22 protein-coding genes are annotated in these 25196 nt (G+C 72.7%); 13 read left to right on the forward strand and 9 right to left on the reverse strand.

Going from position 1 to position 25196, the window contains the following annotated elements; translation table 11 throughout:
• Window positions 1–62 precede the first annotated feature (62 nt).
• From nadA to QC826_RS13095, 3 genes are all read left to right on the forward strand, one after another.
• Window positions 63–1196, forward strand: a complete 1134-nt coding sequence (gene nadA / locus QC826_RS13085; protein ID WP_279765991.1) for a quinolinate synthase NadA — start codon at window positions 63–65, stop codon at window positions 1194–1196.
• A complete protein-coding gene (gene nadC, locus QC826_RS13090; protein WP_279765992.1) occupies window positions 1193–2059 on the forward strand; it encodes a carboxylating nicotinate-nucleotide diphosphorylase in 867 nt (288 codons plus the stop codon). Before nadA ends, nadC begins: the two co-directional genes overlap by 4 nt.
• 213 nt (window positions 2060–2272) lie before the next feature.
• Window positions 2273–3016 (forward strand): ABC transporter substrate-binding protein, encoded by a 744-nt coding sequence (locus tag QC826_RS13095; RefSeq protein ID WP_279765993.1) that lies wholly within the window; start codon window positions 2273–2275, stop codon window positions 3014–3016.
• An 88-nt stretch (window positions 3017–3104) separates the two neighbouring features.
• Here QC826_RS13095 and QC826_RS13100 read toward each other — a convergent pair whose 3' ends face one another.
• Window positions 3105–4019 (reverse strand): GNAT family N-acetyltransferase, encoded by a 915-nt coding sequence (locus tag QC826_RS13100; RefSeq protein WP_279765994.1) that lies wholly within the window; start codon window positions 4017–4019, stop codon window positions 3105–3107.
• An 8-nt stretch (window positions 4020–4027) separates the two neighbouring features.
• Window positions 4028–5659, reverse strand: coding sequence for an L-aspartate oxidase (gene nadB / locus QC826_RS13105; protein ID WP_279765995.1), 1632 nt, complete (start codon window positions 5657–5659; stop codon window positions 4028–4030).
• Window positions 5660–5843: 184 nt separating this feature from the next.
• Between nadB and QC826_RS13110 the strand changes: the two genes are divergently transcribed.
• The 3 genes from QC826_RS13110 to prsR are packed head-to-tail and all read left to right on the forward strand — an operon-like array spanning window position 5844 to window position 10664.
• Window positions 5844–7229, forward strand: coding sequence for a TIGR03013 family XrtA/PEP-CTERM system glycosyltransferase (locus QC826_RS13110; protein WP_279765996.1), 1386 nt, complete (start codon window positions 5844–5846; stop codon window positions 7227–7229).
• A complete protein-coding gene (gene prsK, locus QC826_RS13115; protein WP_279765997.1) occupies window positions 7226–9292 on the forward strand; it encodes an XrtA/PEP-CTERM system histidine kinase PrsK in 2067 nt (688 codons plus the stop codon). The genes QC826_RS13110 and prsK overlap by 4 nt, the downstream gene beginning before the upstream one ends.
• A 25-nt stretch (window positions 9293–9317) precedes the next feature.
• The gene (gene prsR, locus QC826_RS13120) at window positions 9318–10664 is read left to right on the forward strand and encodes a PEP-CTERM-box response regulator transcription factor (RefSeq protein ID WP_279765998.1); all 1347 of its coding nucleotides are present in this window, start codon (window positions 9318–9320) and stop codon (window positions 10662–10664) included.
• A gap of 96 nt (window positions 10665–10760) precedes the next feature.
• On the opposite strand, the gene QC826_RS13125 is transcribed toward prsR, so the two are convergent.
• The 5 genes from QC826_RS13125 to QC826_RS13145 form a co-directional block, all read right to left on the reverse strand.
• Window positions 10761–11411 (reverse strand): tetratricopeptide repeat protein, encoded by a 651-nt coding sequence (locus QC826_RS13125; protein WP_279765999.1) that lies wholly within the window; start codon window positions 11409–11411, stop codon window positions 10761–10763.
• Between the two features lie 70 nt (window positions 11412–11481).
• Window positions 11482–12768: a glycosyltransferase gene (locus QC826_RS13130; protein WP_279766000.1), complete on the reverse strand. Its 1287-nt coding sequence runs from the start codon at window positions 12766–12768 to the stop codon at window positions 11482–11484.
• Window positions 12762–13589 (reverse strand): hydrolase 1, exosortase A system-associated, encoded by an 828-nt coding sequence (locus tag QC826_RS13135; protein WP_093389631.1) that lies wholly within the window; start codon window positions 13587–13589, stop codon window positions 12762–12764. The genes QC826_RS13130 and QC826_RS13135 overlap by 7 nt, the downstream gene beginning before the upstream one ends.
• On the reverse strand, window positions 13586–13828 hold the full coding sequence (locus QC826_RS13140) for an acyl carrier protein (RefSeq protein WP_093389632.1): 243 nt from the start codon (window positions 13826–13828) through the stop codon (window positions 13586–13588). The genes QC826_RS13135 and QC826_RS13140 overlap by 4 nt, the downstream gene beginning before the upstream one ends.
• A complete protein-coding gene (locus QC826_RS13145) occupies window positions 13804–14541 on the reverse strand; it encodes a GNAT family N-acetyltransferase (RefSeq protein WP_279766001.1) in 738 nt (245 codons plus the stop codon). The genes QC826_RS13140 and QC826_RS13145 overlap by 25 nt, the downstream gene beginning before the upstream one ends.
• Before the next feature lie 328 nt (window positions 14542–14869).
• On the opposite strand from QC826_RS13145, the gene QC826_RS13150 reads away from it, so the two are divergent.
• Window positions 14870–16765 carry an asparagine synthetase B family protein gene (locus QC826_RS13150; protein ID WP_279766002.1) on the forward strand — a complete coding sequence of 632 codons (1896 nt, stop codon included), beginning with the start codon at window positions 14870–14872 and terminating at the stop codon, window positions 16763–16765.
• Window positions 16737–17552 carry a class I SAM-dependent methyltransferase gene (locus QC826_RS13155; protein ID WP_279766003.1) on the forward strand — a complete coding sequence of 272 codons (816 nt, stop codon included), beginning with the start codon at window positions 16737–16739 and terminating at the stop codon, window positions 17550–17552. The genes QC826_RS13150 and QC826_RS13155 overlap by 29 nt, the downstream gene beginning before the upstream one ends.
• A 135-nt stretch (window positions 17553–17687) precedes the next feature.
• Here the strand turns inward: QC826_RS13155 and QC826_RS13160 are convergent, their stop codons facing one another.
• Together QC826_RS13160 and QC826_RS13165 are read right to left on the reverse strand one after the other, a co-directional pair.
• Window positions 17688–18743, reverse strand: coding sequence for a putative O-glycosylation ligase, exosortase A system-associated (locus tag QC826_RS13160; protein WP_279766004.1), 1056 nt, complete (start codon window positions 18741–18743; stop codon window positions 17688–17690).
• Entirely contained in the window at window positions 18740–18997 is a 258-nt protein-coding gene (locus tag QC826_RS13165) for a DUF5935 domain-containing protein (protein ID WP_279766005.1), read from the reverse strand. Before QC826_RS13165 ends, QC826_RS13160 begins: the two co-directional genes overlap by 4 nt.
• Before the next feature lie 98 nt (window positions 18998–19095).
• On the opposite strand from QC826_RS13165, the gene QC826_RS13170 reads away from it, so the two are divergent.
• The 5 genes from QC826_RS13170 to QC826_RS13190 are packed head-to-tail and all read left to right on the forward strand — an operon-like array spanning window position 19096 to window position 25194.
• Window positions 19096–21174, forward strand: a complete 2079-nt coding sequence (locus QC826_RS13170) for a glycosyltransferase (protein ID WP_279766006.1) — start codon at window positions 19096–19098, stop codon at window positions 21172–21174.
• Between the two features lie 9 nt (window positions 21175–21183).
• Window positions 21184–22626, forward strand: coding sequence for an oligosaccharide flippase family protein (locus tag QC826_RS13175; protein WP_279766007.1), 1443 nt, complete (start codon window positions 21184–21186; stop codon window positions 22624–22626).
• Window positions 22627–22638: 12 nt separating this feature from the next.
• A complete protein-coding gene (locus QC826_RS13180) occupies window positions 22639–23187 on the forward strand; it encodes a hypothetical protein (protein WP_279766008.1) in 549 nt (182 codons plus the stop codon).
• Complete coding sequence (locus tag QC826_RS13185) at window positions 23187–23708, forward strand: glycosyltransferase (protein WP_279766472.1); 522 nt, start codon at window positions 23187–23189, stop codon at window positions 23706–23708. The genes QC826_RS13180 and QC826_RS13185 overlap by 1 nt, the downstream gene beginning before the upstream one ends.
• Complete coding sequence (locus QC826_RS13190) at window positions 23698–25194, forward strand: MBOAT family protein (RefSeq protein ID WP_279766009.1); 1497 nt, start codon at window positions 23698–23700, stop codon at window positions 25192–25194. Before QC826_RS13185 ends, QC826_RS13190 begins: the two co-directional genes overlap by 11 nt.
• The last annotated feature ends 2 nt before the right edge of the window (window positions 25195–25196 follow it).

A 25196-nucleotide genomic window follows, 5' to 3' on the forward strand; every position in this document is an offset into this window, starting at 1 on the left:
AAACCGCCGCAATGTGCGATAGTGTAGGTCCTCTGTACGTCGCCAACACGTTACCGAACACCATGCAAACTTTACCGATCAAGTCCGTCGAGTACGAACATCCCCAAGACGGCGCCAGCTGCACCGCCCACGCCTGGGCGCGCACGCCGGCGACACCTTCCCCCGCCGAGAAAACCGCCCTCAAGGAACGCATCAAGCGCCTGCTCAAGGAGCGCGGGGCAGTGTTGGTGGCCCACTACTACGTCGACGCCGACCTGCAGGACCTGGCCGAGGAAACCGGCGGCTGCGTCTCCGACTCGCTGGAAATGGCCCGCTTCGGCCGCGACCACGCCGCCAAAACCCTGGTGGTGGCGGGCGTGCGCTTCATGGGCGAGACGGCCAAGATCCTCAGTCCGGAAAAGCGCATCCTGATGCCCGACCTGGACGCCACCTGCTCGCTCGACCTGGGCTGCCCGGCCGACGAGTTCACCGCCTTCTGCGACGCCCATCCGGAGCGCACCGTGGTGGTCTACGCCAACACCAGCGCGGCCGTGAAGGCGCGCGCCGACTGGATGGTGACCTCGTCGATCGGCCTGGACATCGTGGCCCACCTGCACGCGCAGGGCAAAAAAATCCTCTGGGCGCCGGACAAGCATCTGGGTTCCTACATCCAGCAGCAGACCGGCGCCGACATGCTGCTGTGGCAGGGCTCCTGCCTGGTGCACGACGAGTTCAAGGGCGTCGAACTGGACCTGCTGAAGGCCGAGTATCCGAACGCCAAGGTGCTGGTGCATCCGGAGTCGCCGGCCAACGTGGTGGCGCAGGCCGACATGGTCGGCTCGACCTCGCAGATGATCGCCGCCGCCGTCGACATGGACGCCGACACCTTCATCGTCGCCACCGACAACGGCATCCTGCACAAGATGCGCGCCGCCGCGCCGGGCAAGCGCTTCATCGAGGCGCCCACCGCCGGCAACAGCGCCACCTGCAAGAGCTGCGCGCATTGCCCGTGGATGGCGATGAACGGCCTGCGGAACCTGGCCGACGTGCTGCAGAACATGAACAACGAGATCCAGGTCGATCCCCGGGTCGGCCAACTGGCGGTGCGTTCGATCAAGCGCATGCTCGATTTCGCCGCCGCCAAGAAGGCCAAGGTGCGGCCGGGCGCCGACCTGGCGCAAGAAACCAAACTGTTTTCGGGAATAGGTCCAGCATGAGTACCCTGCGCAACGCATTCGCGCCGTTCAACGCGGCGCTGACATCGGCCTTCCAGGCCAATCTGCTGGCGGCGCTGCTGGAGGACGTCGGCAGCGGCGACCTGACCGGCAAGCTGGTGCCGGCCGGCGGCCGGGCGCAAGCCCGCGTCATCGTGCGCGAGGACGCCGTGTTGTGCGGCGCGCCCTGGTTCGAAGGCGTGATGCACTGCCTGGACGCCAGCATCGGCATCGATTGGCACTACGCCGAGGGCGAGCGCATGGCCGCCGACAGCCTGGTCTGCACCATCGAGGGGCCGGCGCGCGCGCTGTTGACGGCCGAGCGCAGCGCGCTGAACTTCCTGCAGTTGCTGTCGGGCGTGGCGACGGTGACGCGGCGCTATGTCGACGTGGTCGCGGGCACCTCGGCGGCGATCCTGGACACGCGCAAGACCTTGCCCGGTTTGCGCCTGGCGCAGAAGTACGCGGTGCGGGTCGGCGGCGGACAGAACCAGCGTCTGGCGCTGTACGACGGCATCCTGATCAAGGAGAACCACATCGCGGCGGCCGGCGGCGTGACGGCGGCGGTGGTCGCCGCCAAACGGCTCGAGGCGGGCGTGACCATCCAGGTCGAGGTGGAAACCCTGGCCGAGTTGGAGGAGGCGCTGGCCGCCGACGCCACCTCCATCCTGCTGGACAACTTCAGCACCGAGCAGATGCGCGCGGCGGTCAAGCTGAACGCCGGCCGCGCCTTGTTGGAGGCTTCCGGCGGCATCAACTTCGACACCGTGCGGGCGATCGCCGAGACCGGCGTCGACCGCATCTCGATCGGCAGCCTGACCAAGGACGTCCGCGCCACCGACTACTCGCTGCGCATCGTCGGCTGAGGCGGGCGGCGGGCGCGGCCGGCCGGCGCCGCCGCCGCGCCGGACGCGTTGTTTTTACGGCGCGGCCCGGCCCGGCGCGGCCCGCGGCCGTCGTGCCGGGGCGCCGATAGGCTTATCATGGCGCATCGGTAGTATGTTCCTGCTGGCAACACCATCCCTGGGGTGACCTTGAATTCTGCTCGATCGCCGGCGCGCCGGCGCAGCCGTATTTGTTTGCGTGCCGGCATCGCGCTGGCGGCGTGGGCGGTGGCTTGCGCGCCGGCCGTGGCGCGCGAGTGGCTGGTGGTGGGGGCGCATTTCGAGCGCGTCTACGAGCGCGGCGCCAACGGCGAATTCAGCGGCATCGGCGTCGAGCTGGTGCGGATGGTGGCGCACCAGCTCGACGACACGGTGCGCTTCGAGATCTATCCCTGGCCGCGCGCCCAGGCCATGGTCAGCCAGGGCCAGGCCGACATCCTCGTCGGCCCCTACAAGACGCCCGAGCGGCTGGCCGCGATGGCGTTCTCGCAGCGCCCCTTCTACCGGGATCAAATGGTGTTCTACCACCACAGCGAGAACCAGGTCGAATGGCACGGCGACTACCGCGCGCTGAAGGACCGTCGCATCGTCATCCTCAACGGCTGGGCCTACGGCGAGCGCTTTGGCGCGGCGCGCGGCGGACTGCGGGTCAGCGTGGCCAACTCGGTCGAGAGCGGCCTGAAGATGCTCAGCCTCCAGCGGGTCGACTTGTTCGCCACCAACCGCCGCAACACCGAGCCGGTGGTCGCCGCGCTGGGTCTGGCGGGCCGGGTCAGCCCGATGCTGCCGGCGATCGAGATACTGGACGGCTACTTCGCCTTTCCGCGCGATGCCGGCCACGAGGCGCTGCGCGCCGGCTTCGACGCCGCCTTCAACGCCATGGTCGACGCCGGCACGCTGAAAAAGCTGGGGCAGCGGCTCGAGGTCAACACGCCGTAGCGCGCATCGCCCCGGCCGCGACAACCAGCCGGGTGGCCGCGCCCGCCGTTGTCGCGGGTGTGCGTTGCGGCGCGCCGCGCCTCCGGCCTCAGTCGGCCGGGGCGTGCGGCGCGATGGCCTTGCGCATGCGCGCCAGCGGCACGCGGATGTCGCCGGGCAGGGCGATCTCGAACTCCTCGACCATGGCGAAGCCGCAGGCCAGGTAGAGCGGCACGCCGGGCATGGTGCCGGCCAGCTCGAGCGCGTGGAAGCCGGCGGCGCCGGCCTGCTGCTCGCAGTGCGCGAGCAGGCGCCGGCCCAGCCCTTGGCGGGCGGCCTCGGGGGCGACGAAGAAGGCGCGGATGCGGGCCGCCTCGTGCTCCGGGTCGAGCAGGGGATCGGGGCCGGTCTTGCTGCGGTCGGCGCCGAACAGGGTGCGGCGCCGGCTCCAGCCGCCGCAGGCGACGGCGGCGCCGTCGCGTTCGACGATGAAGTAGCTCTGGTCGTCGATCAGCTGGGTGTCGACGCCGAACACGTGCTCGGTCACCGCCGCGGCCTGGGCGGCGCTGTAGTAGCCGGCGCTGAGGGCCAGGGCGGAACGGCGGATCAGCGCCTCCAGGCGCGGAATGTCGGCGCGCTGCGCCGGCCGCAGCGTGGTGCTGGAACCGCTGATGAACCAGGCGCGGGCGATGCGGCCGTCGCGCACCTCGTAGTTGGCGACCAGCTCGGTGCTGCTCCAGCCGTCGTCGCTCCAGGCGTCGACGACCTCCTGGTCGATCACGTGATTGCCGATGGCGATGCGGTGCAGCAGGCGCGCCCGCGGCCGGGCGGCGGCGAAGCGGGCGCGGAAGCGCGCGCCGATCTGCTCGGCGCCCCGGGCCAGCAGCTCGTCGGGATGCTGGAACAGGCTGGCGTCGTCGGCGTAGATGGCCAGCAGGGCGTCGACGTCGTGGGCGTTGAAGGCGTCGAGCTGGGCCTGCACCAGCGTTGGCGGCAGCAGCCGCGCCTTGACCGGGGCCGTCATCGGGCGCCCTAGTGCTTGCCGGCGCGCGGCGGGCGCTTCGGCGTCAGCACGCTGGGCAGCGCCTTGGGCAGCGTGTCCGGATAGTCGCGGCTGAAGTGCAGGCCGCGGCTTTCGCGCCGCTGCAGCGCGCTGTTGACGATCAGCGAGGCGACGTCGACCAGGTTGCGCAGCTCGAGCAGGTCGTGGGTGATGCGGAAGTTCTGGTAGTACTCGTCGATCTCCTCCTTGAGCAGGGCGATGCGGTGCTGGGCCCGCTCGAGCCGCTTGGTGGTGCGCACGATGCCGACGTAGTTCCACATGAAGCGGCGCAGCTCGTCCCAGTTGTGCGAGATGACCACCTCCTCGTCGGCGTCGGTGACGCGGCTCTCGTCCCAGTCGGGCAGGTAGGGCACCTCGGCCTTCTCCTTGGCGACGATGTCGGTGGCGCAGGCGCGGCCGATCACCAGGCATTCGAGCAGCGAGTTGCTGGCCAGCCGGTTGGCGCCGTGCAGGCCGGTGCAGGCGGTCTCGCCGACGGCGTACAGGCCGGGCAGGTCGGTGCGCCCGGCCAGGTCGGTGACCACGCCGCCGCAGGTGTAGTGGGCGGCCGGCACGATCGGGATCGGCTGCCTGGTGATGTCGATGCCCAGCTCGAGGCAGCGGGCGTAGATGGTGGGGAAGTGCTCGATCAGGAAGGCGGCCGGCTTGTGGCTGATGTCGAGGTGGACGTAGTCCAGGCCGCGCTTCTTGATCTCGAAGTCGATGGCGCGCGCCACCACGTCGCGCGGCGCCAGCTCGGCGCGTTCGTCGTGGGCCAGCATGAAGCGGGTGCCGGCGGCGGCGCCGGCCTCGGGCGGCAGCTTGAGCAGGCCGCCCTCGCCGCGGATCGCCTCGGTGATCAGGAAGGACTTGGCGTAGGGGTGGTACAAACAGGTCGGGTGGAACTGGATGAACTCCATGTTCGAGACGCGGCAGCCGGCGCGCCAGGCCATGGCGATGCCGTCGCCGCTGGCGGTGTCGGGGTTGGTGGTGTACAGGTAGACCTTGCCGGCGCCGCCGGTGCACAGCACGGTGTGCTCGGCGGCGAAGGTGAGCACTTGGCCGCTCTGCTCGTCCTGCACGTAGAGGCCGTGGCACTTGGGCTGGGTGTGGCGGCCGTCCTTGGACAGTTGCAGCTTGTCGGAGGTGATCAGGTCGATCGCGCAGTGGTGCTCGAACAGGCTGATGTTCGGATGGGCGCGCACCTTCTCCTCGAGCGTCATCTGGACGGCGTGGCCGGTGGCGTCGGCGGCGTGGATGATGCGGCGCTGGCTGTGGCCGCCCTCGCGGGTCAGGTGGAAGCCGAGCTCGGCCGTGTCGTCGCGGGTGAACGGCACGCCCTGGGCGATCAGCCATTCGATCGCCTCGCGGCCGCCCTCGACGATGTAGCGGGTGGCGCCCTCGTCGCACAGGCCGCCGCCGGCCACCAGGGTGTCGTCGATGTGCTGGCCGTGGCTGTCGCCGGAGTCGAGCACGGCGGCGATGCCGCCCTGGGCCCAGTTGCTGGCGCCGTCCTGCAGGGCACGTTTGGAAATGATCGCGACCGTGCGCGTTTCGGCCAGGTGCAGGGCGACCGACAGGCCGGCCAGTCCGCTGCCGACAATAGCAACATCAAATTTCATGGTGTGGGATGAAGTCTGTAAAGATCCATGACTATAGACCATTTGTCATGCGCCTGTCATGCAAGGAGCGATTTGCAAGCGTATTGATCTGGCGCGTTGTGGCCATTGTGGCGCCTCAAGGCGCTGGCGGCATCAGTCCGCCATGATGGAGGCACCCCCGGCCGGCGGGGGTGGGGAGGCGGTCGTGATCAGGATTTTCCACCATTACGTGTCGAGGATGGCGTTCACCCTGCTGTTGCTGGAGCTGTTGATCCTGCTCAGCGCGGCCAGCGGCGCCTCGCTGATGTGGCTCGACGGCCACCGCGGCGGGGCGGCCGGCAACCCCTACCTGTCGGCGCTGGCCTTCGCCCTGGTGCTGGTGTTCAGCATGAGCACGCTGGGCATGTACCAGCACCACCCGCGCGGCGACCTGCGCCACAACCTGGTCCGCATCATGCCCTCGTTCGCCCTCGGCTTCGCCCTGCTCAGCGTGCTGGTGCAACTGGTGCCGGCGATCCATTTCGGCCGCGCCGGCAGCCTGGTGTTCGGCCTGGGCGCGCTCGGCGTGCTGCTGGCGCGGCTGGTGGTGTACACCTCGGCGCAGTCGGGCATGCTCGAGGAGCGGCTGATCCTGGTGGGCGACGGCGCCATCGCGCGCGAGTGCGTCGAGCTGGCCGCCGAGCGGCTCGGCCTGCACCGGTTCAACGTGGTCGGCTGCGTGGCGGTGGCCGGCGAGCCGCGCTGCGTGGCGCCGGGCCTGTTGTTGCCGGCCGGGCAGTCGCTGCTGTCGCTGGCGCGCCAGCACGAGGCGCGCGAGATCGTGGTGACGGTGGCCGACCGGCGCAACGGCGCCTTCCCGGTGCGCCAGCTGCTCGAGTGCGCGCTGGGCGGCGTGGCGGTGACCGACGCGGCCGCCTTCTTCGAGCGCGAGGCCTGCCAGATCCGCATCGATTCGCTGCAACCGAGCTATTTGATCTTTGGCGGCGGCTTCGACCAGAGCTTCCTGCGCGCCGGCGTCAAGCGCGCCTTCGACCTGCTGGCCAGCGGCGCCATTTGCCTGCTGAGCCTGCCCGTGATGCTGCTGGCGGCGCTGTGCGTGCGCGCCGAGGACGGCGGCCCGGTGTTCTACCAGCAGGAGCGGGTCGGCCTGCACGGGCGCGTCTTCCGGGTGTTGAAGTTCCGCAGCATGCGGGTCGACGCCGAGGGCGACGGCAAGCCGGCCTGGGCCGCCGCCGACGATCCGCGCGCGACCCGTGTCGGCCACTGGATGCGCAAGCTGCGCATCGACGAGCTGCCGCAGATGCTCAACGTGTTCAAGGGCGAGATGAGCTTCGTCGGGCCGCGCCCCGAACGCGGCTTTTTCGTCGAGCAGCTGTGCCGCGACGTGGCGTACTACAACGTGCGGCACAGCATCAAGCCGGGCATCACCGGCCTGGCCCAGGTGCGCTACCAGTACGGCGCCTCGGTCGACGACGCCGTGCGCAAGCTGCAATACGACTTGTACTACGTGAAAAACAACAGCCTGTTCCTCGACCTGCTGATCCTGGTCGACACGGTGCAGGTGGTGTTGTTCGGCAAGGGTGGCAGATGATGGTGGCGCTGCTGGCCGATTGGCCGGCCGAGCGCATCGCCGCGCTCAGCCATGGCGTCGCCGCCGCCGCCTTCCTGGCGCTGGCCGCCGCGCTGCTGAGCCATTGGCGGGCGCGGCGCCACGCCGGCGCGCTCGGCGCCGCCTGCGCGCTGACCGTGCTGTGGGCCGCCGCGACGGCGGCCGGCGGCATGGCGGCGCCGCCGGGCGCGCCGCTGCAGGTGCTGCCCGAGCTGCTGCGCTCGGTGGGCTGGTTGTTGTTGCTGTTGCGGCTGCAGGGCTGCGGCGGCCTGCGCCTGCGCGTCTGGCTGGGCTTGGTCGCCGCCTTGTCCGCCGCGCAGTTGGCCGCCGGCCAGCTGCCGCCGTGGCCGGCGCACCCGCGGGCCTGGCTGCAGGGCGCCATCGGCGCCCGCCTGCTGCTGGCGGTGCTGGGCATGTTGCTGGTCGAGCAGCTGTACCGCAACACCGAGTCGCGCGAACGCTGGAGCACCAAGTTCGCCTGCCTGGGCATAGGCGCCTTGTCGGCCTATGATTTCTACCTGTACAGCGACGCCTTGCTGTTCCGCCGGCTGAACCCGGAAATCTGGGCGGCGCGCGGCGTCGTCGACGCCCTGAGCGTGCCCCTGCTGGCGCTGTCGGCGGCGCGCAATCCGGCCTGGACCACCGGCCTGGCCCTGTCGCGCCAGGTGATCTTCGGCTCGGCGGCGCTGGTGGGGGCGGCCCTGTACCTGCTGGCGATGGCCTCGAGCGCCTACTATCTGCGCTACGTGGGCGGCGCCTGGGGGCCGCTGATGCAACTGGCCTCGCTGTTCGGCGCCGCCATGCTGCTGGCAGGCGTGCTGTTCTCGGGCGCCGTGCGGGCCACCTTGAAGGTGCTCATCAGCAAGCATTTCTACCAGGGCAGCTACGACTACCGCCAGGAGTGGCTGCGCATCACCCGCGCGCTGGCCGAGGACGGCCCGGCGCTGGCCGAGCGCAGCATCCAGGCGGTGGCGGCGCTGGTCGAGAGTCCGGCCGGCGCGCTGTGGCTGCGGCGCGACGAGGACGGCTGCTGCGCGCCGGCGGCCAGCTGGAACATGGCGCCGCAGACGGCGCGCGAGCCGCTGGCCGGCGCCCTGTGCCGCTTCCTCGAGGCGCGCCAGTGGGTGTTGGAGTTGGCCGCCTGCCGCGCCGAGCCGGGTCGGCACGGCCGGCTCGAGCTGCCGGCCTGGCTGGACGCGGCCGCACAGCTGTGGCTGCTGGTGCCGATGATGCTGCACGGCCGCCTGTTCGGCTTCATCGCGCTGGCGCGGCCGCGCACCCGCATCGCGCTCGACTGGGAGGTCAGCGACGTGCTGAAGATCGCCGCCAGCCAGGCGGCCAGCTACCTGGCCCACCGCGAGTCGGCCGACTCGCTGGCGGTGGCGCGCCAGTTCGAATCCTTCAACCGCATGTCGACCTTCATCGTGCACGACTTGAAGAACCTGGTGGCCCAGTTGTCGCTGTTGCTGAGCAACGCCGAGAAGCACCAGGCCAAGCCGGAGTTCCAGCGCGACATGTTGGCCACGCTGGGCTATTCGGTCGACAAGATGAACCTGCTGCTGCGCAAGCTCAGGCGCAGCGAGACGCAGGAGCTGCCGGCGCCGCTGGCGCTCGACCAGCTGCTGGCGCAGGCGGTGCGCACGCGCGCCGGGCAGGAGCCGCAACCGACGCTGGAGGTGGCCGCGGCGGGGCTGTGCGTGCTGGCCAACTGGGCGCGGCTGGAGCGGGTGCTGGGCCACCTGATCCAGAACGCCGTCGAGGCGACGCCGCGCCACGGCAGCGTGGCGGTGCGCCTGCTGCGCGCCGGCGAGTCGGCGCTGATCGAGCTGAGCGACACCGGCCAGGGCATGAGCGAGCAATTCATCCGCGAGCGCCTGTTCAAGCCCTTCGAGTCGACCAAGGCGGCCGGCATGGGCATCGGCGTGTTCGAGAGCCGCGAGTACATCCGCGAGGTCGGCGGCGAGTTGGCGGTGAGCAGCGAGGCGGGGCGGGGCACCACCTTCCGCGTGCTGCTGCCGCTGCATGTGGCGGCGGCGGCGGCCTGAGCGGCGGGCGCGGGGGAGACCAGCGATGACGAAGAAGAAACTGTTGGTGGTCGAGGACGACCGCGGCCTGCAAACCCAGCTGCGCTGGAGCTTCGACGCCTACGAGGTGGTGCTGGCGGACCGGCGCGAGACGGCGCTGGCCCAGTTGCGCCGGCACCAGCCGGCGGTGGTGACGATGGACCTGGGCCTGCCGCCCGAGCCGGACGGCGCCGGCGAGGGCCTGGCGCTGCTGCAGCAGATGCTGGCGGCGGCGCCGGACACCAAGGTGATCATCCTGTCGGGCAACCAGGAGCGCGCCAACGCGCTCAAGGCGGTGGCCATGGGCGCCTACGACTTCCACCAGAAGCCGGTCGACGCCGACCTGCTCGGCCTGGTCGTCGAGCGCGCCTTCTTCCTGCACGCCATGCAGCAGGAGAACCGGCGCATGCTGCAGATCGAGGCCGACTCGCCGCTGGGCGGCATCGTCAGCCGCGACCCGGCCATGCTCAAGCTGTGCCGCAGCGTCGAGAAGGTGGCGCCGTCGTCGGCCAGCGTGATGCTGCTGGGCGACTCGGGCAGCGGCAAGGAGTTGATCGCGCGCGGCCTGCACAAGCTGAGCAACCGCCACGACAAGCGCTTCGTCGCCATCAACTGCGCGGCGATCCCCGAGCAGCTGCTCGAAAGCGAACTGTTCGGCTACGAGAAGGGCGCCTTCACCGGCGCCGCGCGGCAGACGCTGGGCAAGATCGAGCTGGCCCACGGCGGCACCTTTTTCCTCGACGAGGTCGGCGACATGGCGCTGGGCCTGCAGGCCAAGCTGCTGCGCTTCCTGCAGGAGCGGGTCATCGAGCGGGTCGGCGGGCGCAGCGAGATCGGCGTCGACGTGCGCATCGTCTGCGCCACCCACCAGAACCTGAAGGCCCTGGCCGAGGCCGGACGCTTCCGCGAGGACCTGTTCTACCGCCTCAGCGAGATCGTGCTGAGCATACCGCCGCTGCGCCAGCGGGTCGGCGACGCCGCCCTGCTGGCGCACCACTTCCGCAACAAGTTCTGCGCCAGCGAGGCGCGCGGCCACCTGCATTTCAGCCCGGACGCGCTGGCCGCCGTCGAGGCCCACCACTGGCCGGGCAATGTGCGCGAGATGGAGAACTGCATCAAGCGCGCCGTGATCATGGCCGACGGGCCGCTGATCGGCGTCGACGACCTGGGCCTGCCGGACCTGCCGGCCGGCGAGGAGAGCGTCAACCTGCGCCAGGCGCGCGACGCGGCCGAGTACCGCGTCATGGTGCGGGCGCTGGCCCGGGCGGACGGCAACATCGTCAAGGCGGCCGAGTTGCTGGGCGTGAGCCGGCCCACGCTGTACGACCTGATGGGCCACCACGGCCTGAAGTAGCGCGACCGGCGCCACGGCGCGGGCGCGCGCGCGGGCAAGCCCCGGCTGCGGCCTTCGAACCGACCCCGGCGAGGGGCGCCGGCCGGCGTGGGCCGGCTAGGGGCGTGCCGGCTCCCGCCAGTGGCCGAGCGCGCTCAGTTTGTTCTTCAGGCCGAGCAGCGGAAAGCCCAGCGCGTAGGCGCGCTCGGCCGAGGCGCGGGCGGCGGCGTAGTCCTTTTGCTTGAGGTGGAGCAGGCCGAGGTTGTATTGGGCGGTGGCGTTCTCCGGCTCGATCCGGGCCGCCTCGCGCAACTGCTCCAGCGCGGCCGGTTCCTGGCCGAGCGCCAGCAGGTAGCCGCCGAACAGCGCGTGGACCTTGGCGTCGTCCGGCTTGAGGCGCAGCGCGCGGTCGAAATAGCACTCGACCGTGTAGCGCGCGCCCAGCGGCCGGCTGTTCTTGCCGCGCAGCGCCAGGCGCGCCATCGCGGCCAGCGCGCGGTGGTGGTTGGGGTAGTGCTCGAGCGTGTAGCCGAGGTCGGCGCCGATGGTGTCGGAGGCGCCGCGCACCAGGCGCTCGACGTCGGCGGTGAAGTGGAACTGCTCGACCAGCGGCAGGCCCTGGCGGTCGGTGGGGTCGGTGTAGTCGCCGCCCGGCTCGCGGCGGATCAGCTGGCCGCAGTCGCGCGCCGGCGGGGCGCCGGCCGCGTCGGCGGCGGCCAGGCACAGCAGAATGGCGGCGCCGCGCGCGGCGTTGCGGATGGATGTCATGCCGTTCTCCTCATGGCCGCCTTGGTCCGGCCCCGGTTTCGCCTCGGCGCGCCGGCGCGGCGCGGCCGGCTCATTTCGCCGCCGCCGGCGCCGCCTGCCGGTCGGCCTCCAGCAGCAGGCGGTCGAACAGCGCGGCCAGCTCCTGCGCGCGGGCGGCGCGCGTGTGGCGCGCCACCAGGGCCGGGCGGGCCGACGGCGCCTGGCCCTGGCGCGCCAGGCGCAGGAAGCGCAGCAGCGAGGAGGCGATGTCGGCCGAGCTGTCGAGCACGCCGATGGTGTCGATGCCGGCCTGGCGCAGCGTGGCGGCGGTGTCGCCGGCCGGGTCGGTCAGCGCCAGCACCGGCCGCGCCGCGCGCAGGTATTCGTACAGCTTGGCGGGAATCCGCCCGTTCCAGGCGGAGGCCTGCAGCAGCAGCAGGCCGTCGGCGGCGAGCATCTCGGCCAGCGCCTCGCGGTGCGGTAGGGGCGGGGCCAGCTCGACCAGCGGCTCGATGCCGAAGCGGGCCAGCAGGGGGCGTAGGTAGTCGTCGGCGTCGCTGCCGCGCAGCACCAGGCGGAAGTTGGCGGCGCCGATCTCGCCGTCGGCCCGCAGGCGTTCGAGGGCGGCGAACAGGTGGCGCGGATCGCGCCCGTGCGGATAGATGCGGCCGCTGTGCAGCAGGCGGAAGACGGCGCCGCCGCCGGCCGGGCGCGGGGCCTGGGCGGCGGCGAAGTCGGCCTCGTCGTAGCCGTCCTGGATCAGCGCCAGGCGCTCGGCGGCCAGTTCGGGCAGGCGGCGCTGGTGCTCGCGCACGGCGCCGGGCGCGCTGCAGACGATGGCGGCGCAGTGGCGCGCCAGTTTTTGCTCGAGCCAATGGTGGATGCGGCGGGTGCGCTCGGCCGGCGCTTCGGTGTCGCCGCCCAGGGCGACACGCTGGTCGGCCACCCAGGGGATGCCGGTCAGGCGGTGCAGCGTCAGGGCGATCAGGTGGGCGCTGGCGATCGGATGGCAGGACCAGATCAGCTGCGGGCGCTGGCGCTGGATCAGGCGCAGGCCGGCCGGCACGGCGCTCAGCCACCAGGAGACCCAGCGGTCGGGCTGGGCCAGCCAGTCCGGGTGGCGCCCGCCCAGCGCGAGGTGGCGCGCGGCGTCGAGCGCCAGGCTGCGGCGCACCGACAGGGCCGGGCCGGCGTCGGGCTCGGCGGCGGCCGGCGGCGCCGGGTCGCGCTGTGGATAGGCGCGCACGCCGGCGCTCAGCAACTGTGCCTGCCAGCCCTGCGCCGGCAGGTGGCGGGCGAAGTTGAGCGTGCGCTGCACGCCGGCGTCGCCGCGCATCGGCGGCAACTGGAAGGCGACCATCAACACGCGTTTCACCATGATGTGATCCAGTCGTGGCTGTGGTTGGCGACGGCGGCGCGCCAGTCGGCGCGCGCGAAGGTGTGGTTGGCGCCGGCCACGCAGACCTGGCGCACGCGCGGCGAGGCGAGCAGGGCGCGCCAGCCCGGGTCGCTGTCGGGCAGGGCGGAGAATTCGCGCGCGCCCAGGTCGGCGCCGCCGAGGATGAACAGGACGCGGCCGGGGAAGCGTTCGAGCGCCAGGCGCAGGCGTTCGGGCAGGCCGGCCTCGGCGCGCGCGCCGGCGGCCTGGCGCGCCAGCTCGCGCAGCGAGGCCAGGCTGGCGCGCAGGCCGAGCCGGCCGGCGGCCAGCTTGCGCCAGAACTCGCCCTCGGCCAGGCGCTCCAGATAGTAGTGGCGCAGCGTGGCGCGGGCCATGCCCTGGGCGGTGCGCACCCAGGGGTTGAGCAGCACCAGGCCGCTCACGCGCGGGTCGGCCGGGGCGTAGAAGGCGGCCGCGCTGGCGCCGTCGCACAGGCCCCACAGCACCAGCTCGCGCAGCGCCGGCACCACGCGGCAGAAATGCAGCACCGCCGCCGCCAGGTCGTCGTCGATGCGTTCGAAGTCGCGCGGCGCGCCCTCGCTGTCGCCCATGCCACGGTAGTCGAAGCGCATCACGGCGATGCCGGCGGCGGCCAGCTGGCGCGCCAGCAGGACGAACTGGCGGTGGCTGCCGGCGCGGTATTGCGGCCCGCCGGTGACCATCAGCAGGCCGCGCGCGGCGGGACGCGGCGGCAGGTGGACGACGCCGACCAGCCAGCAGCCGTGGCACAGGAAGCGTTCGGCGCGGGCCTGCGGGTTCATGGCGAGAGCTTGCCGCGCACGAAGGCGCTCAGGCTGCCGAGGGTGGCGAAGTGCCGCGCGCTGATCTCGTCGTCGTGCACCTCGATGCCGAAGTGCTGCTCGAGGGCGGCGATCACGCCGGCCACCGCCATCGAGTCGAGCTCGGGCACGGCGCCCAGCAGCGGCGCGTGCTCGTCCAGGCGCAACTGGCCCAAGCCCAGCGCGTCGCCGAGGATCAGACGGACTTGTTCGATTGGCATGGCGGCTCCTGGGGGCGGCCGTCGGCGGGGATGCCGGCGTCGAGCCGCAGTAGTGGAAACGAACTGTCGCGGCGCGACAGGTGGACGTAGGGCGCCAGGCTGGCCAGCATCCACTGCCAGCGGCCGCAGCGCAGGAAGGTGGCGCTGCCCAGGCGGCGCGCGCCGAGGCGGGCGTGGGCGCGCAGCGAGGCGGCGTTGAAGGCGGAGATGCGGCTGCAGCTGCAGCGCACGCCGCGCGCGCGCAGCAGGCGCTGGGCCTCGTCCCACAGGCGGCGGAAGGCCCAGCCGAGCCGCTCGTCCGGGCGCACGTAGACGTCGAAGTCCCAGGCGCAGGCGGCCGGCAGCAGGTAGCGGGCGCGCACCTCGTCCTCCTGGTAGGCGCCGGCGAGGAACCAGAGGAAGCCGACCAGCTCGCCCCGGCGGTAGGCCGCCAGGCTCTGCGCGCCCTGCTGGTAGCGTTGGCGCAACACCTCGGCCGGGCGCGGATAGCCGGGCGGGGCCTGGCCGAGGCCGGCCAGCAGGCGCACCTCGATGTCGGCGCCGCGCCCCGGGCACAGCGGGGCGGCGGCGACGGCCTGGGCGACGATATGGTAGCGGAACAGCGCCCAGCGGCCGCCCGACAGCAGGGCCAGCAGGCGCTCCAGCGCGTACCAGGCGGCGTCGCGCCAGCCGAGTTGCACGACGCTGCGGTGGAGGCGGGCGGTGATCGACATGGCGGTCGCGGTGGCAGGGAGTATCGACGCCTCGATTAGACACCGGGGCGGCGGCGGCGGGCTTGAGCGAACTCAAGACGCTGTGTTGCTTGATTAACATCAAGGTCGTGCCGGCGTTTTGTCCCAATCATAGGTGCTAGCGGACTTCGCCGCGCCGGCTCGGCGCCCGGCCGGCGGACGCGTCGACTTTCAATCCGGCACCCATAAAGGATAGGCCCATGGCGCAGTCCCCCCAGCCCCAGCCCGCGAGCAACTCCGGCGGCCCCCCGCGGCGGCCCGCCGTTCCGGCGCCGCGCCGCGCCCCGCCGCCGGCGCCGGAGGTGCCGGCATGAGCGGCGTCTGCGGCTGGCTGGGCGCCGGCCGGCGCCGCGCCGGCATGGGCACGCCGGCCGGCGCGCCGTCGATGCGCCTGCTGCGCATGGCGCGCGAGCTGCACCGCTTCGACGGCGCGCCGCTGCAGACCCTGCTGGCCGACGGCGGCGCGCTGGCCGTCGCCGCCCACGCCGGCAGCGCCCACCTGCACAGCCGCGACGGCCTGCTGGTGGCGCTGTGGGGCCGCCCGCAGCTGGCCGGCGCCGGCGGCGACGTCGCCACCGCCGTGGCCCAGCGCTGGCAGGAGCGCGGTCTGGAGGTGTGCGCCGCGCTGTCCGGCCCGTTCGCCCTGTGCCTGCTCGACAGCGTCAACGGCCAGGCGCTGCTGGCGGTCGACCGGGCCGGCTGCCACGCGCTGCAGTACCAGTGCCGCGACGGCGACCTGCTGTTCGCCTCCTCGCTCAACGCCCTGCAGGCCCATCCGCAGGCGCGGCGCGAGCTCGACCCCCAGTCGCTCTACAACTATTTGTACTTCCACACGGTGCCGGGGCCGGCCACCGTGCACCAGGACTGCCGCCGCCTGCTGCCCGGCGAGTATCTGCACTTCCGCCGTGGCGCGGCGCGGCGCGGCCGCTATTGGCAGATCGACTACGACGAGGCGGCGGCGCGCCCGTTCGCGCCGCAGCGCGACGAGTTGATCGGCCTGCTCGAGGCGGCCGTGCGGCGCGCCGCCGGCGCCCACGCGGTCGGCGCCTTCCTCGGCGGCGGCACCGACAGCTCGACCCTGGCGGCCATGCTGGGCCGGGTCGGCGGCGCGCCGGCGCGCACCTATTCGATCGGCTTCGACGTGCCCGGCTACGACGAGGCGGCCAACGCCCGGCTGGCCGCGCGCCACGTCGGCAGCGTCCACCACGAGCACCGCGTGACGGCCGACGAGGTGGTCGCCGCCGTGCCGCGCCTCGCCGCCGTGTTCGACCAGCCGTTCGGCGACGCCGCGGCGGTGCCGGCCTTCTACTGCGCCCAGATGGCGCGGGCCGACGGCGTGCACCGCCTGCTGGGCGGCGACGGCGGCGCCGAGTTGTTCGGCGGCAATGAACGCTACGCCCGCCAGGCGGTGTTGGCGCGCTACGAGCGGCTGCCGGCGGTGCTGCGCCAGGCGCTGCTCGAACCGCTGCTGTTCCGTCTGCTGACGGGCGAACGGCCGGCGCTGCTGCGCAAGGCGCGCCGCTACATCGAGCAGGCGGTGCTGACCATGCCGGCCCGGCTGGGGAGCCACAACCTGCTGCAGGGCTACGGTCCGGGCCAGGTGCTGGAGCGCGACTTCCTCGCCGAGGTCGACGCCGGCGCGCCGCTGGGCCAGCTGGCCGAGGCCTACTCGCAGAGCCACGGGCTGAGCCAGATCAACCGCCTGCTGGCGCTCGACCTGCGCTTCACGCTGGCCGACAACGACCTGCCCAAGGTCAACAAGGCCTGCGAGCTGGCCGGCGTCGAGGTCGGCTATCCGCTGCTCGACGACGCCCTGGTGGCCTTCGCCGCGCGGCTGGCGCCCCGGCACAAGCTGGACGGCGTCCGGCTGCGGCCCTTCTTCAAGCAGGCGCTGCGCGAGGTGTTGCCGGGCGCCGTGCTGCGCAAGCGCAAGCACGGCTTCGGCCTGCCGCTCGGCCACTGGCTGCAGCGGCACGCCGGCCTGCAGGCGCTGGCCTACGACAGCCTGAGCGACCTGAAGGCACGCCGCATCGTGCGCGCCGACTTCATCGATACGCTGCTGGGGCGGCATCTGCCGCGCCATCCCGGCCACCACGGCACCATGGTCTGGGTGCTGATGATGCTCGAACAGTGGTTCGGGCAACGCGAGACGGCCGTTCACCCCCCCGAGGAGGCCCATGATGAGCTCGAAATACGCCAAGGATGAAGCGGCCTGGAACACCGGCGGGCACGAGGATTTCTACAGCTACTACGAGAAGCAGAGCGGCGGCGCGCTGGCGCGGCAGCGCTTCCTGACCATCCAGAGCACGCTGCTGCGCGCGCTGGGCGCGCCGGCCGGGCCGCTCGACGTGGCCGACATCGGCTGCGGCGCCGGCACCCAGGCGCGGCTGTGGGCCGACAAGGGCCACCGCGTGCGCGGCGCCGACATCAACGAGGCGCTGGTCGGGCTGGCGCGCCGGCGCGCCGAGCAGTCCGGCCTGGCGATCGAGTTCAGCGTCGCCTCGGCCACCGCCTTGCCCTGGGCCGACGCCTCGATGGACCTGTGCATCGCCCCCGAGCTGCTCGAGCACGTGGCCGACTGGAGCGCCTGCCTGGCCGAGATGGTGCGCGTGCTGCGCCCCGGCGGCGCGCTGTTCGTCAGCACCAGCAACCGCCTGTGCCCGCGCCAGGAGGAGTTCGCCCTGCCGCTGTATTCCTGGTATCCGGCCGTGCTGAAGCACCGCTTCGAGCATCTGGCGCGCACCACCCGGCCCGACCTGGCCGGCTACGCGACCTATCCGGCGGTCAACTGGTTCACCTACTACGGCCTGCGCCGCCACCTGGCGCGGCTCGGCGTGCGCAGCATGGACCGCTTCGACATGATGGACCTGGGCCAGCACGGCCGCCTGGCGGGCGCGGCGATCCGCCTGCTGCGGCGGCTGCCGCCGCTGCGCTTCCTCGGCCACGTGGCGACGCCGTACACGGTGGTGCTCGGCGTCAAAAACGGCGCCTGAGCCGGGGCCGGCGCGGCGCGGCGTCGCCGGGGCCGTCCGTCCGTCCGTCCGTATGCCGCCGCGGCCCGCCGTGCCGCTGCGCCGGGGCCAGCGGCCACGGCGCGCACCGTCGGCCGCCCCCGCCCGCCCGGCAGCTCAGTCGCCCATTGAGCGCGCCGTCCCGCGCGCCGTCCGGCTCTTGGCGGCGCGGGCGCCGACCGGCGGCACCGGCGCCGGCCGCGCGTCGCGCATCAGCACGCGCACGGCCGCCAGCGCCGCCATCAAATAATAGGGCACGTCGTAGTAGACCAGGCTGAGGAAGGCGCCGCCGACGGCGAAGCCGATCAGGCTCGCTTGCACCATCGTCGCCAGGCTGGCCGCCCAGCGCCACTCGTCGCGGCCGGCGCCCAGGCGGGCGATGGCCGCCGCCATGCGCCAGGTCAACACGCCGAGCAGCAGGTACAGGGCCAGGCCGACGAAGCCGTGCTCGCCGAGCACCTGGAAGTAGATGCTGTGGGCGGCGTGCACGTCGGTCGGGTTGGGCGCGTAGCGCAGGAAGGTGGACGGCTCGGAGATCTCGAAGCCGCCGCCGAAGAAGCGGTCGCGCGCCAGGTTGTAGGCCATGCGCCAGGCGTTGATGCGGCCCTGGGCCGAGTCGTCGACCTGGTAGTCGCCGATGCTGTCCATGCGGCTGCTCCAGCGCGCCGGCATGAACACCAGCAGCAGCGGCACGGCCAGCGAGACGATGCTGCCGAGCATCAGCTTGCGCCCGCTCTTGAACCACATGAACAGCACCATCGCGGCGATGGCCAGCAGGCCGCCGCGCGAATAGGAACCCAGCGCGGCCAGCGCCGACAGCAGCATGGCGCCGGTCAGGGCGTGGCGCAGCCAGCGCCGCGGCGTGTTCTGGTGCAGGTAGTACATCAGCGGAATGGTCATGATCAGGGCCAGGGCGATGGCGTTGTTGTCGCCGATGAAGCTGCCCTCCGGCCCCCAGACGCGCTCGGTGCCGCCGCTGCGCACGGTGAACACGCCGCCCTTGACGCCGTAGTAGCCGAGCGAGACGACCAGCACCCAGATCAGCCGGTGCACGTCCCGGCGGCTGCGGATGGCCATCATCGTCACCAGGCTCATCAGCATGATCTTCATCACCTTGTTCCACTGCCCGTAGGCGGCCGCCGGGAACAGGGCGAACAGGGTGGTGACGTTCATCCAGGCGATGAAGGCGAGCAGGAGCCAGGTGCAGGGCAGCGCGGGCAGGCCTCGGGGCCGCGGGCGACGACCAGGCTGAGCAGGGTGGCGACGCCGATCACGTAGGCGAAGGGGAAGGTTTGGGCAAAGCCCCAGCCCTGGGTGTGCGGGTTCATCACGCTGATCCACACCCACATCAGGACGCCGACGGCCGGCGCGCGCAGGATCAGCGGCAGGCTGCCGAAGACGATGAGGGTGACCAGGACGTCGCGCATGGGGGGATCTTGTTGATGTTGCTCAACGGAGTGGGGGCGCCGCTCAGTACACTGGACTCTCGGCCGCCCAACCATCTTATGACAGAGGAGTAGCGCGCTTGTTGACCGTTCTCATGGCCAGCCACAACGGCGCCGCGACCCTGCCCGCCGTGCTGGACGCGTATTGCCGGCTCAGCGCGCCGGCCGGCGGCTGGCGTCTGTTGCTGGTCGACAACGACAGCGACGACGCCACCGCCGCGCTGGCGGCCGGCTACGCCGGGCGGCTGCCGCTGCAGGTGCTGCGCGAGGCCAGGCGCGGCAAGAACGCGGCGCTCAACACCGGCCTGGCGGCGGCGCTGGCCGCGCCCGGCGACGGCGCCGAGCTGCTGGTGTTCAGCGACGACGACGCCGCGCCGCGGCCGGACTGGCTGCTGCGGCTGAGCGAGGCGGCCGCCGCCCAAGCCGGTTTCGCCGTGTTCGGCGGCGCCATCGTCGCCGACTGGGGCGCGGCGCCGCCCGACTGGGTGTTGCGCCGGGTGCCGCTCGGGCTGACCTACGGCCTGACCGCGCCGGGCCGGGCCGCCGGGCCGGTGTGCCCGGGCCTGGTGTGGGGCGCCAACATGGCGGTGCGCCGCGCCGTGTTCGAGGCCGGCCACCGCTTCGACGAGACGGTCGGGCCGAACGGCGCCTCCTACGCCATGGGCAGCGAGACGGAGCTGACCCGGCGCCTGCACGCGGCCGGCCAACGCAGCTGGTTCGTGCCGGCGGCGGTGGTGGCCCACCACATCCGCCCGGCCCAGCTGGGCGCGGCCGACATCCTGCGGCGCGCCTGGCGCTTCGGCCGCGGCAAGTTCCGCCAGGACGCGCCCGGCGTCTTCCCGGAACTGCTGGGCCTGCCGCGCTGGATGTACAAGCGCGCGCTGCTCGAGGCGCTCGGCTGGCTGGGCGCGCGCGGCGACGCCGGGCGCCGCTTCGGCCACCGCTGGGAGCTGGCCTATCTGGGCGGCTACGCGCGCGAGGCCTGGCTCGGCCCGCCGCGGGGCGGCAAGAAGGTGCTGCTCACCAGCTATTCCGGCGGGCTGGGCGGCATGGAGCTGCGCATGGCGCAGGAGTGCCGCTTCCTGGCGGCGGCCGGCTACCGCAGCGCGCTGGCGCTGCCGCGCTTCGCCGGCTTCGAGGCCTGGGCCGGCGGGCTGCGCCGCGAGAGCCTCGAGGTGTCGGCGTTCGCGCCGCCGTGCTTCTTCGAGCAATGGCGCTGGCGCCGGCTGAACCTGTGGCGGGCGCGCTGCTGGAGCTGGCTGGCGCTGCGCCGGCGCCGCGCCGACCTGGTCCACGTCGCCTTCTGCTGGACCCACTACGGCGCCTCGGCGCTGTGGCTGGCGCGGCGCTGCGGCCTGGCGGCGGTGGTCAGCGTGCACAACGCCTTTCCGCCGGTCCAGGTCGGCGACTGGCACCGGCCGCTGCTGCGCCAGGCCTTCGCCGGCGTGCGCGGGGTCTACGCCGTGTCGGACTCGGCCATGCAGCACTTCCTCGCCCTGTACCGCGACTATCTGCCGGCCACGGCGCGGCTGGCGGTGATCCCCAACTGCGTCGACACGGCGCGCTTCCGGCCCTCGGCGGCGCGGCGGGCCGAGGCGCGGCTGCGCCTCGGCCTGCCGTCCGGCGCGCTGCTGCTGGGCAGCGCCGCCCGGCTGGCCCGGCAGAAGCGGCCGCAACTGCTGCTGGCGCTGCTGGCGGCCCTGCTGCCGCGCTTTCCCCACCTCTATCTGGTGCTGATCGGCGACGGCCCGCTCGAGGCCGAGCTGCGCGCCCGGGCCGAGCGCGACGGCCTGGCCGGGCGCGTGCTGTTCGCCGGCTTCCAGCGCGACGTCGAGCAATGGCTGCCGGCGCTGGACCTGCACCTGCTGCTCAGCAGCACCGAGGGCTTCGGCATCGCCACCATCGAGGCGATGGCCTGCGGCGTGCCGGTGGTGGGCAGCGAGGTGCCGGGCACGGCCGACGTGCTGCGCGGCAGCGCCGGCGGCCTGCTGGTGCCGGCCGACGACCCGGCGGCGACGGCGGCGGCGGTCGCCGCGCTGCTGGCCGACGCGCCGCGGCGCGCCCGCATGGGGCGGCTGGCGCGCGCCGAGGTGCAGGCCAAGTACGCCCAGGCGCTGGTGGGCGAGCGCATCGCCGCCTTCTACCGCGGCCTGCTGTGAGGCGGCCCGGTGAGCGCGCTGCGGCGGTCGCTGCTGTTCTCCTTCGCCGAGAAGTACCTGCTGCTGCTGCTGGCCACGCTCGGCTCGATGGTGCTGGCCAGGGCGCTCACGCCGGCCGAGATCGGCGTCTACTCGGTGGCGGCGGTGCTGGTCGGCATGGCCCAGGTGGTGCGCGACTTCGGCGTCGGCCAGTACCTGATCCAGGAGAAGGAGTTGACGCCGGACAAGCTGCGCGCCGCCCTCGGCGCCAGCCTGCTGGTGGCCTGGCCGCTGGCGGCGCTGCTGGTGCTGCTGGCGCCGGCGCTGGCCGGCTTCTACCACCAGCCCGCCCTGCGCGCGGTGCTGCAACTGCTGGCGCTCAACGTCGCGCTGGTGCCGTACAGCGCCGTCGCGCTGCCGCTGTTGCGGCGGCGGATGCGCTTCGCCGCGATCTTCTCGATCAACCTGACGCACAGCCTGGCGCAGCTGGGCTGCTCGGTGGCGCTGGCGCTGCTCGGCTTCGGCGCCCTGAGCCTGGCCTGCGGCGCGTTGGCCGGCACGCTGGCGGCGACCTGCGCCAGCCTGTGCTGCCGTCCGGCGGGCGCGGCGCTGTGGCCGGGCCGGCGCGGCATCGCGGCGGTGCTGCGCTTCGGCGCCTATTCGACCGCCGGCGGCCTGGTCGACGAGGCCGGCGTGGCGGCGCCGGAACTGGTCATCGGCCGCATGATCGGCGTGGCCGAGGTCGGCATCTTCGGCAAGGCCAACGGTCTGCTCGGGCTGTTCAACCAGGCCGTCACCAGCGCCGTCTCGCCGGTGGTGTTCCCGCTGTACGCGGCGCGCGCGCGCGGCGGCCTCGACGCCAAGCAGGCCTATTTGACCACCGTCGCCTACATCACCGCGCTGGCCTGGCCGTTCTTCGGCTTCGTCGGCGTGATGGCCGACGCTTTGTTGGACCTGTTGTACGGGCCGCAATGGCGGGCGGCGGCGCCCTTGATACGGGTCATGTGTTTTTCCTCGGCCTTCTATAGCATGTTCAGCATGGCCCGCTATCTGTTGGTGGCGCTGGGCCAGGTCAAGGCCCAGGCCGGGCTGGACGCGGCGGCGGTGCCCGTGCGGGTGGCGGCGCTGCTGCTGGCGGCGCCCTTCGGCCTGTACTGGGTGGCCTGGGCGGTGGTGCTGGGCGCCCTGTACCGCGGCTGGTTGACCTACCGCTGCCTGGCCCGCCTGGCCGGACTGCGCTGGGGCGAGCTGCTGCTGGCGGTGGCGCGCAGCGCGCCGCTCGCCGCGCTCAGCTGCGCCGGCGCGGCGCTGGCGCGGCACTGGCCGGCGCTGCCGGACGGCCCGGCGCGGCTGGCGCTGGCCGGCGCGGCGGCCTTGCTGTTGTGGTTGTTGGGCATCGGCCTGCTGCGCCATCCGCTGGCGGCCGAGTTCGCGCTGGCCCGGCGCCGCGCCTGGGCGCTGCTGGTCAAGTGAGGGAGGGCGGTGATGCGTATCGGCATATTGTCGTATCCGATGCTGTTCCAGCGCGAGGGCGGCCTGCAGATCCAGGTGCGCGAAACCATCGCCGCGCTCAACCGGCTGCGCGACGAGGCGCTGCCGCGCATGCGCGTCGAGCTGGTCGACCCCAACCGCGACCGGCTGGCCAGCTACGACCTGATCCATGTCTTCTCGGCCATCAACGGCAACCACCGCATCGTCGAGTCGGCCTGCGACGCCGGCGTGCCGGTGGTGCTGTCGCCCCTGCTGTCGCCGGTCTGGAACCGCGCCGCCGGCTGGCGCGCCCGCCTGGCCGACCGCCTGGCCGGCCGCCTGACCGACTGGAACGTGCAGACCAGCTACGCCCAGTCGAAGCGGGCGCTGCAGCTGGCGCGGCTGGTGATCGCCCTCGGCCGGCCCGAGCGCGACGCCATCCGCGCCGGCTTCCTGATCGACGAGGCGAAGATCCGCGTGCTGCCCAACGGCGTCAGCCCGCATTTCTTCCACGCCGACGGCGCCCTGTTCCGCCACCGCAGCGGCTTGGAGTCTTCGTGCTGATGGTCGGCGCCATCTCGCCGTACAAGAACCAGCTCGGCCTGGTGCGCGCGCTGGCCGGCGCCGGCCTGCCGGTGGTGCTGATCGGCAGCGCCCAGCGCGCCGACCAGGGCTATCTGCAGTCGCTGCTGCACACGCCGGGGGTGCGCTGGCTGGGCCAGGTCGAGCACGACGATCCGCTGCTGGCCAGCGCCTACGCGGCCGCCTCGGTGCTGGCGCTGCCCAGCCAGGGCGAGGTGATGCCGCTGACGGTGCTCGAGGCGCTGGCCAGCGGCACGCCGGTGGTGATGACCGACCAGAGCGCGCTCGAACTGCCCGGGGCCGGCTTCGCGCTGCGCCAGATCGGCTGGAACGACGGCGCCGGCCAGCGCCGCGCCGTCTGCGCGCTGGCCGACGCGCCGCCGGAGCGGGCCGCCGTGCGCGCCCTGGTGGCCGAATACAGCTGGCCGCGGGTGGCGGCGGCGATCGCGCGCTGCTATGTCGAGCTGCTGGCGCTGCCGGAGGGCGTCGATTGTGCTGTTTAACTCCTTCGGCTTCCTGTTGTTCTACCTGCCGGCGGTGCTGGCCGGCTACTTCCTGCTGGGCGCGCGCTGGTCGGCCGCCTGGCTGGCGCTGGCCTCGCTGTTGTTCTACGGGTGTTGGGACTGGCGCTACCTGCCTTTGCTGCTGGCCTCGATCGGCGTCAACTTCGGCGCCGCGCGCGCCATCGCCGGCGCGGCGGGCGCCGGCCGCAAGCGCCGCCTGGCCGCCGCCGTCGCCGCCAACCTGCTGTTGCTGGCCTACTACAAGTACGCCAACTTCTTCGTCGACACGGCGCGCGCCCTGGGCGCCGACTGGCAGGCCTGGAGCGTCGTGCTGCCGATCGGCATCTCCTTCTTCACCTTCACGCAGATCGCCTTCCTGGTCGACTGCTACCGCGGCCAGGTGCGCGAGTTCCGCCCGGTCCATTACGTCCTGTTCGTCAGCTACTTCCCCCACCTGATCGCCGGGCCGGTGTTGCACCACAAGGAGATGATGCCGCAGTTCGCCGACCCGCGGGCGGCGCGGCCGCAGGCCAGCAACTTCGCCGTCGGCCTGTCGATCTTCGTGCTCGGCCTGGCCAAGAAAATCCTGATCGCCGACAACCTGTCGCCGCTGGTCGGCCCGGTGTTCGCCGCCGGCGCCGAGCCGCCGTTGCTGGAGGCCTGGATAGGCGCGCTGGCCTACACCTTCCAGCTGTACTTCGACTTCTCCGGCTACTCCGACATGGCGATCGGCCTGTCGCGCCTGTTCGGCGTCAAGCTGCCGCTGAACTTCAACTCGCCCTACCGGGCCGCCAACATCGCCGAGTTCTGGCGCCGCTGGCATATGACGCTGTCGCGCTTCCTGCGCGACTACCTGTACATTCCACTGGGCGGCAACCGCGGCGGCGCGGCGCGGCGTTGCCGCAACCTGATGCTGACCATGTTGCTCGGCGGCCTGTGGCACGGCGCCGGCTGGACCTTCGTCGCCTGGGGCGGCCTGCACGGCGCCTATCTGGTGCTGCACCAGGGTTGGCGCCGGCTGGCCGGCGCCCGCCCGCCCGGCCGGGGCGGCGCCGCGCTGACCTTCCTGGCGGTGCTGCTGGCCTGGGTGGTGTTCCGCGCACCCGATCTGCACACGGCCGGCAACATCCTGGCGGCGCTGGTCGGCGCCAACGGCATCGGCCTGCCGCACGGCATGGCCGACCTGGCGCCGGCCTTCGCCCGGCTGGGCCTGCATCCGGCCTTCGACGGCATCCGTTGGATCGATTTCGGCGCGCCCGGCGTGCCGACCCTGGCGCTGGCGGCCGCGCTGGCCTTTCTGGCGCCCAACACCCAAGAAATATTCTTTCAATACGAGCCCGCGATTGAAAGAATATTCCAGCGCCTGCACCGGCCCGCCGTGGCCTGGCATCCGGCCACGGCCTGGAGCCTGGGCATGGCGGCGCTGTTCGTCTGCTGCCTGGTCAGCATGAACAAGGTCACCGAGTTCCTCTACTTCCAATTCTAGCC

It is taken from the genome of Rugamonas sp. DEMB1 (assembly GCF_029834475.1).
In the GTDB taxonomy this organism is placed as follows: Bacteria; Pseudomonadota; Gammaproteobacteria; order Burkholderiales; family Burkholderiaceae_D; genus Rugamonas; species Rugamonas rubra.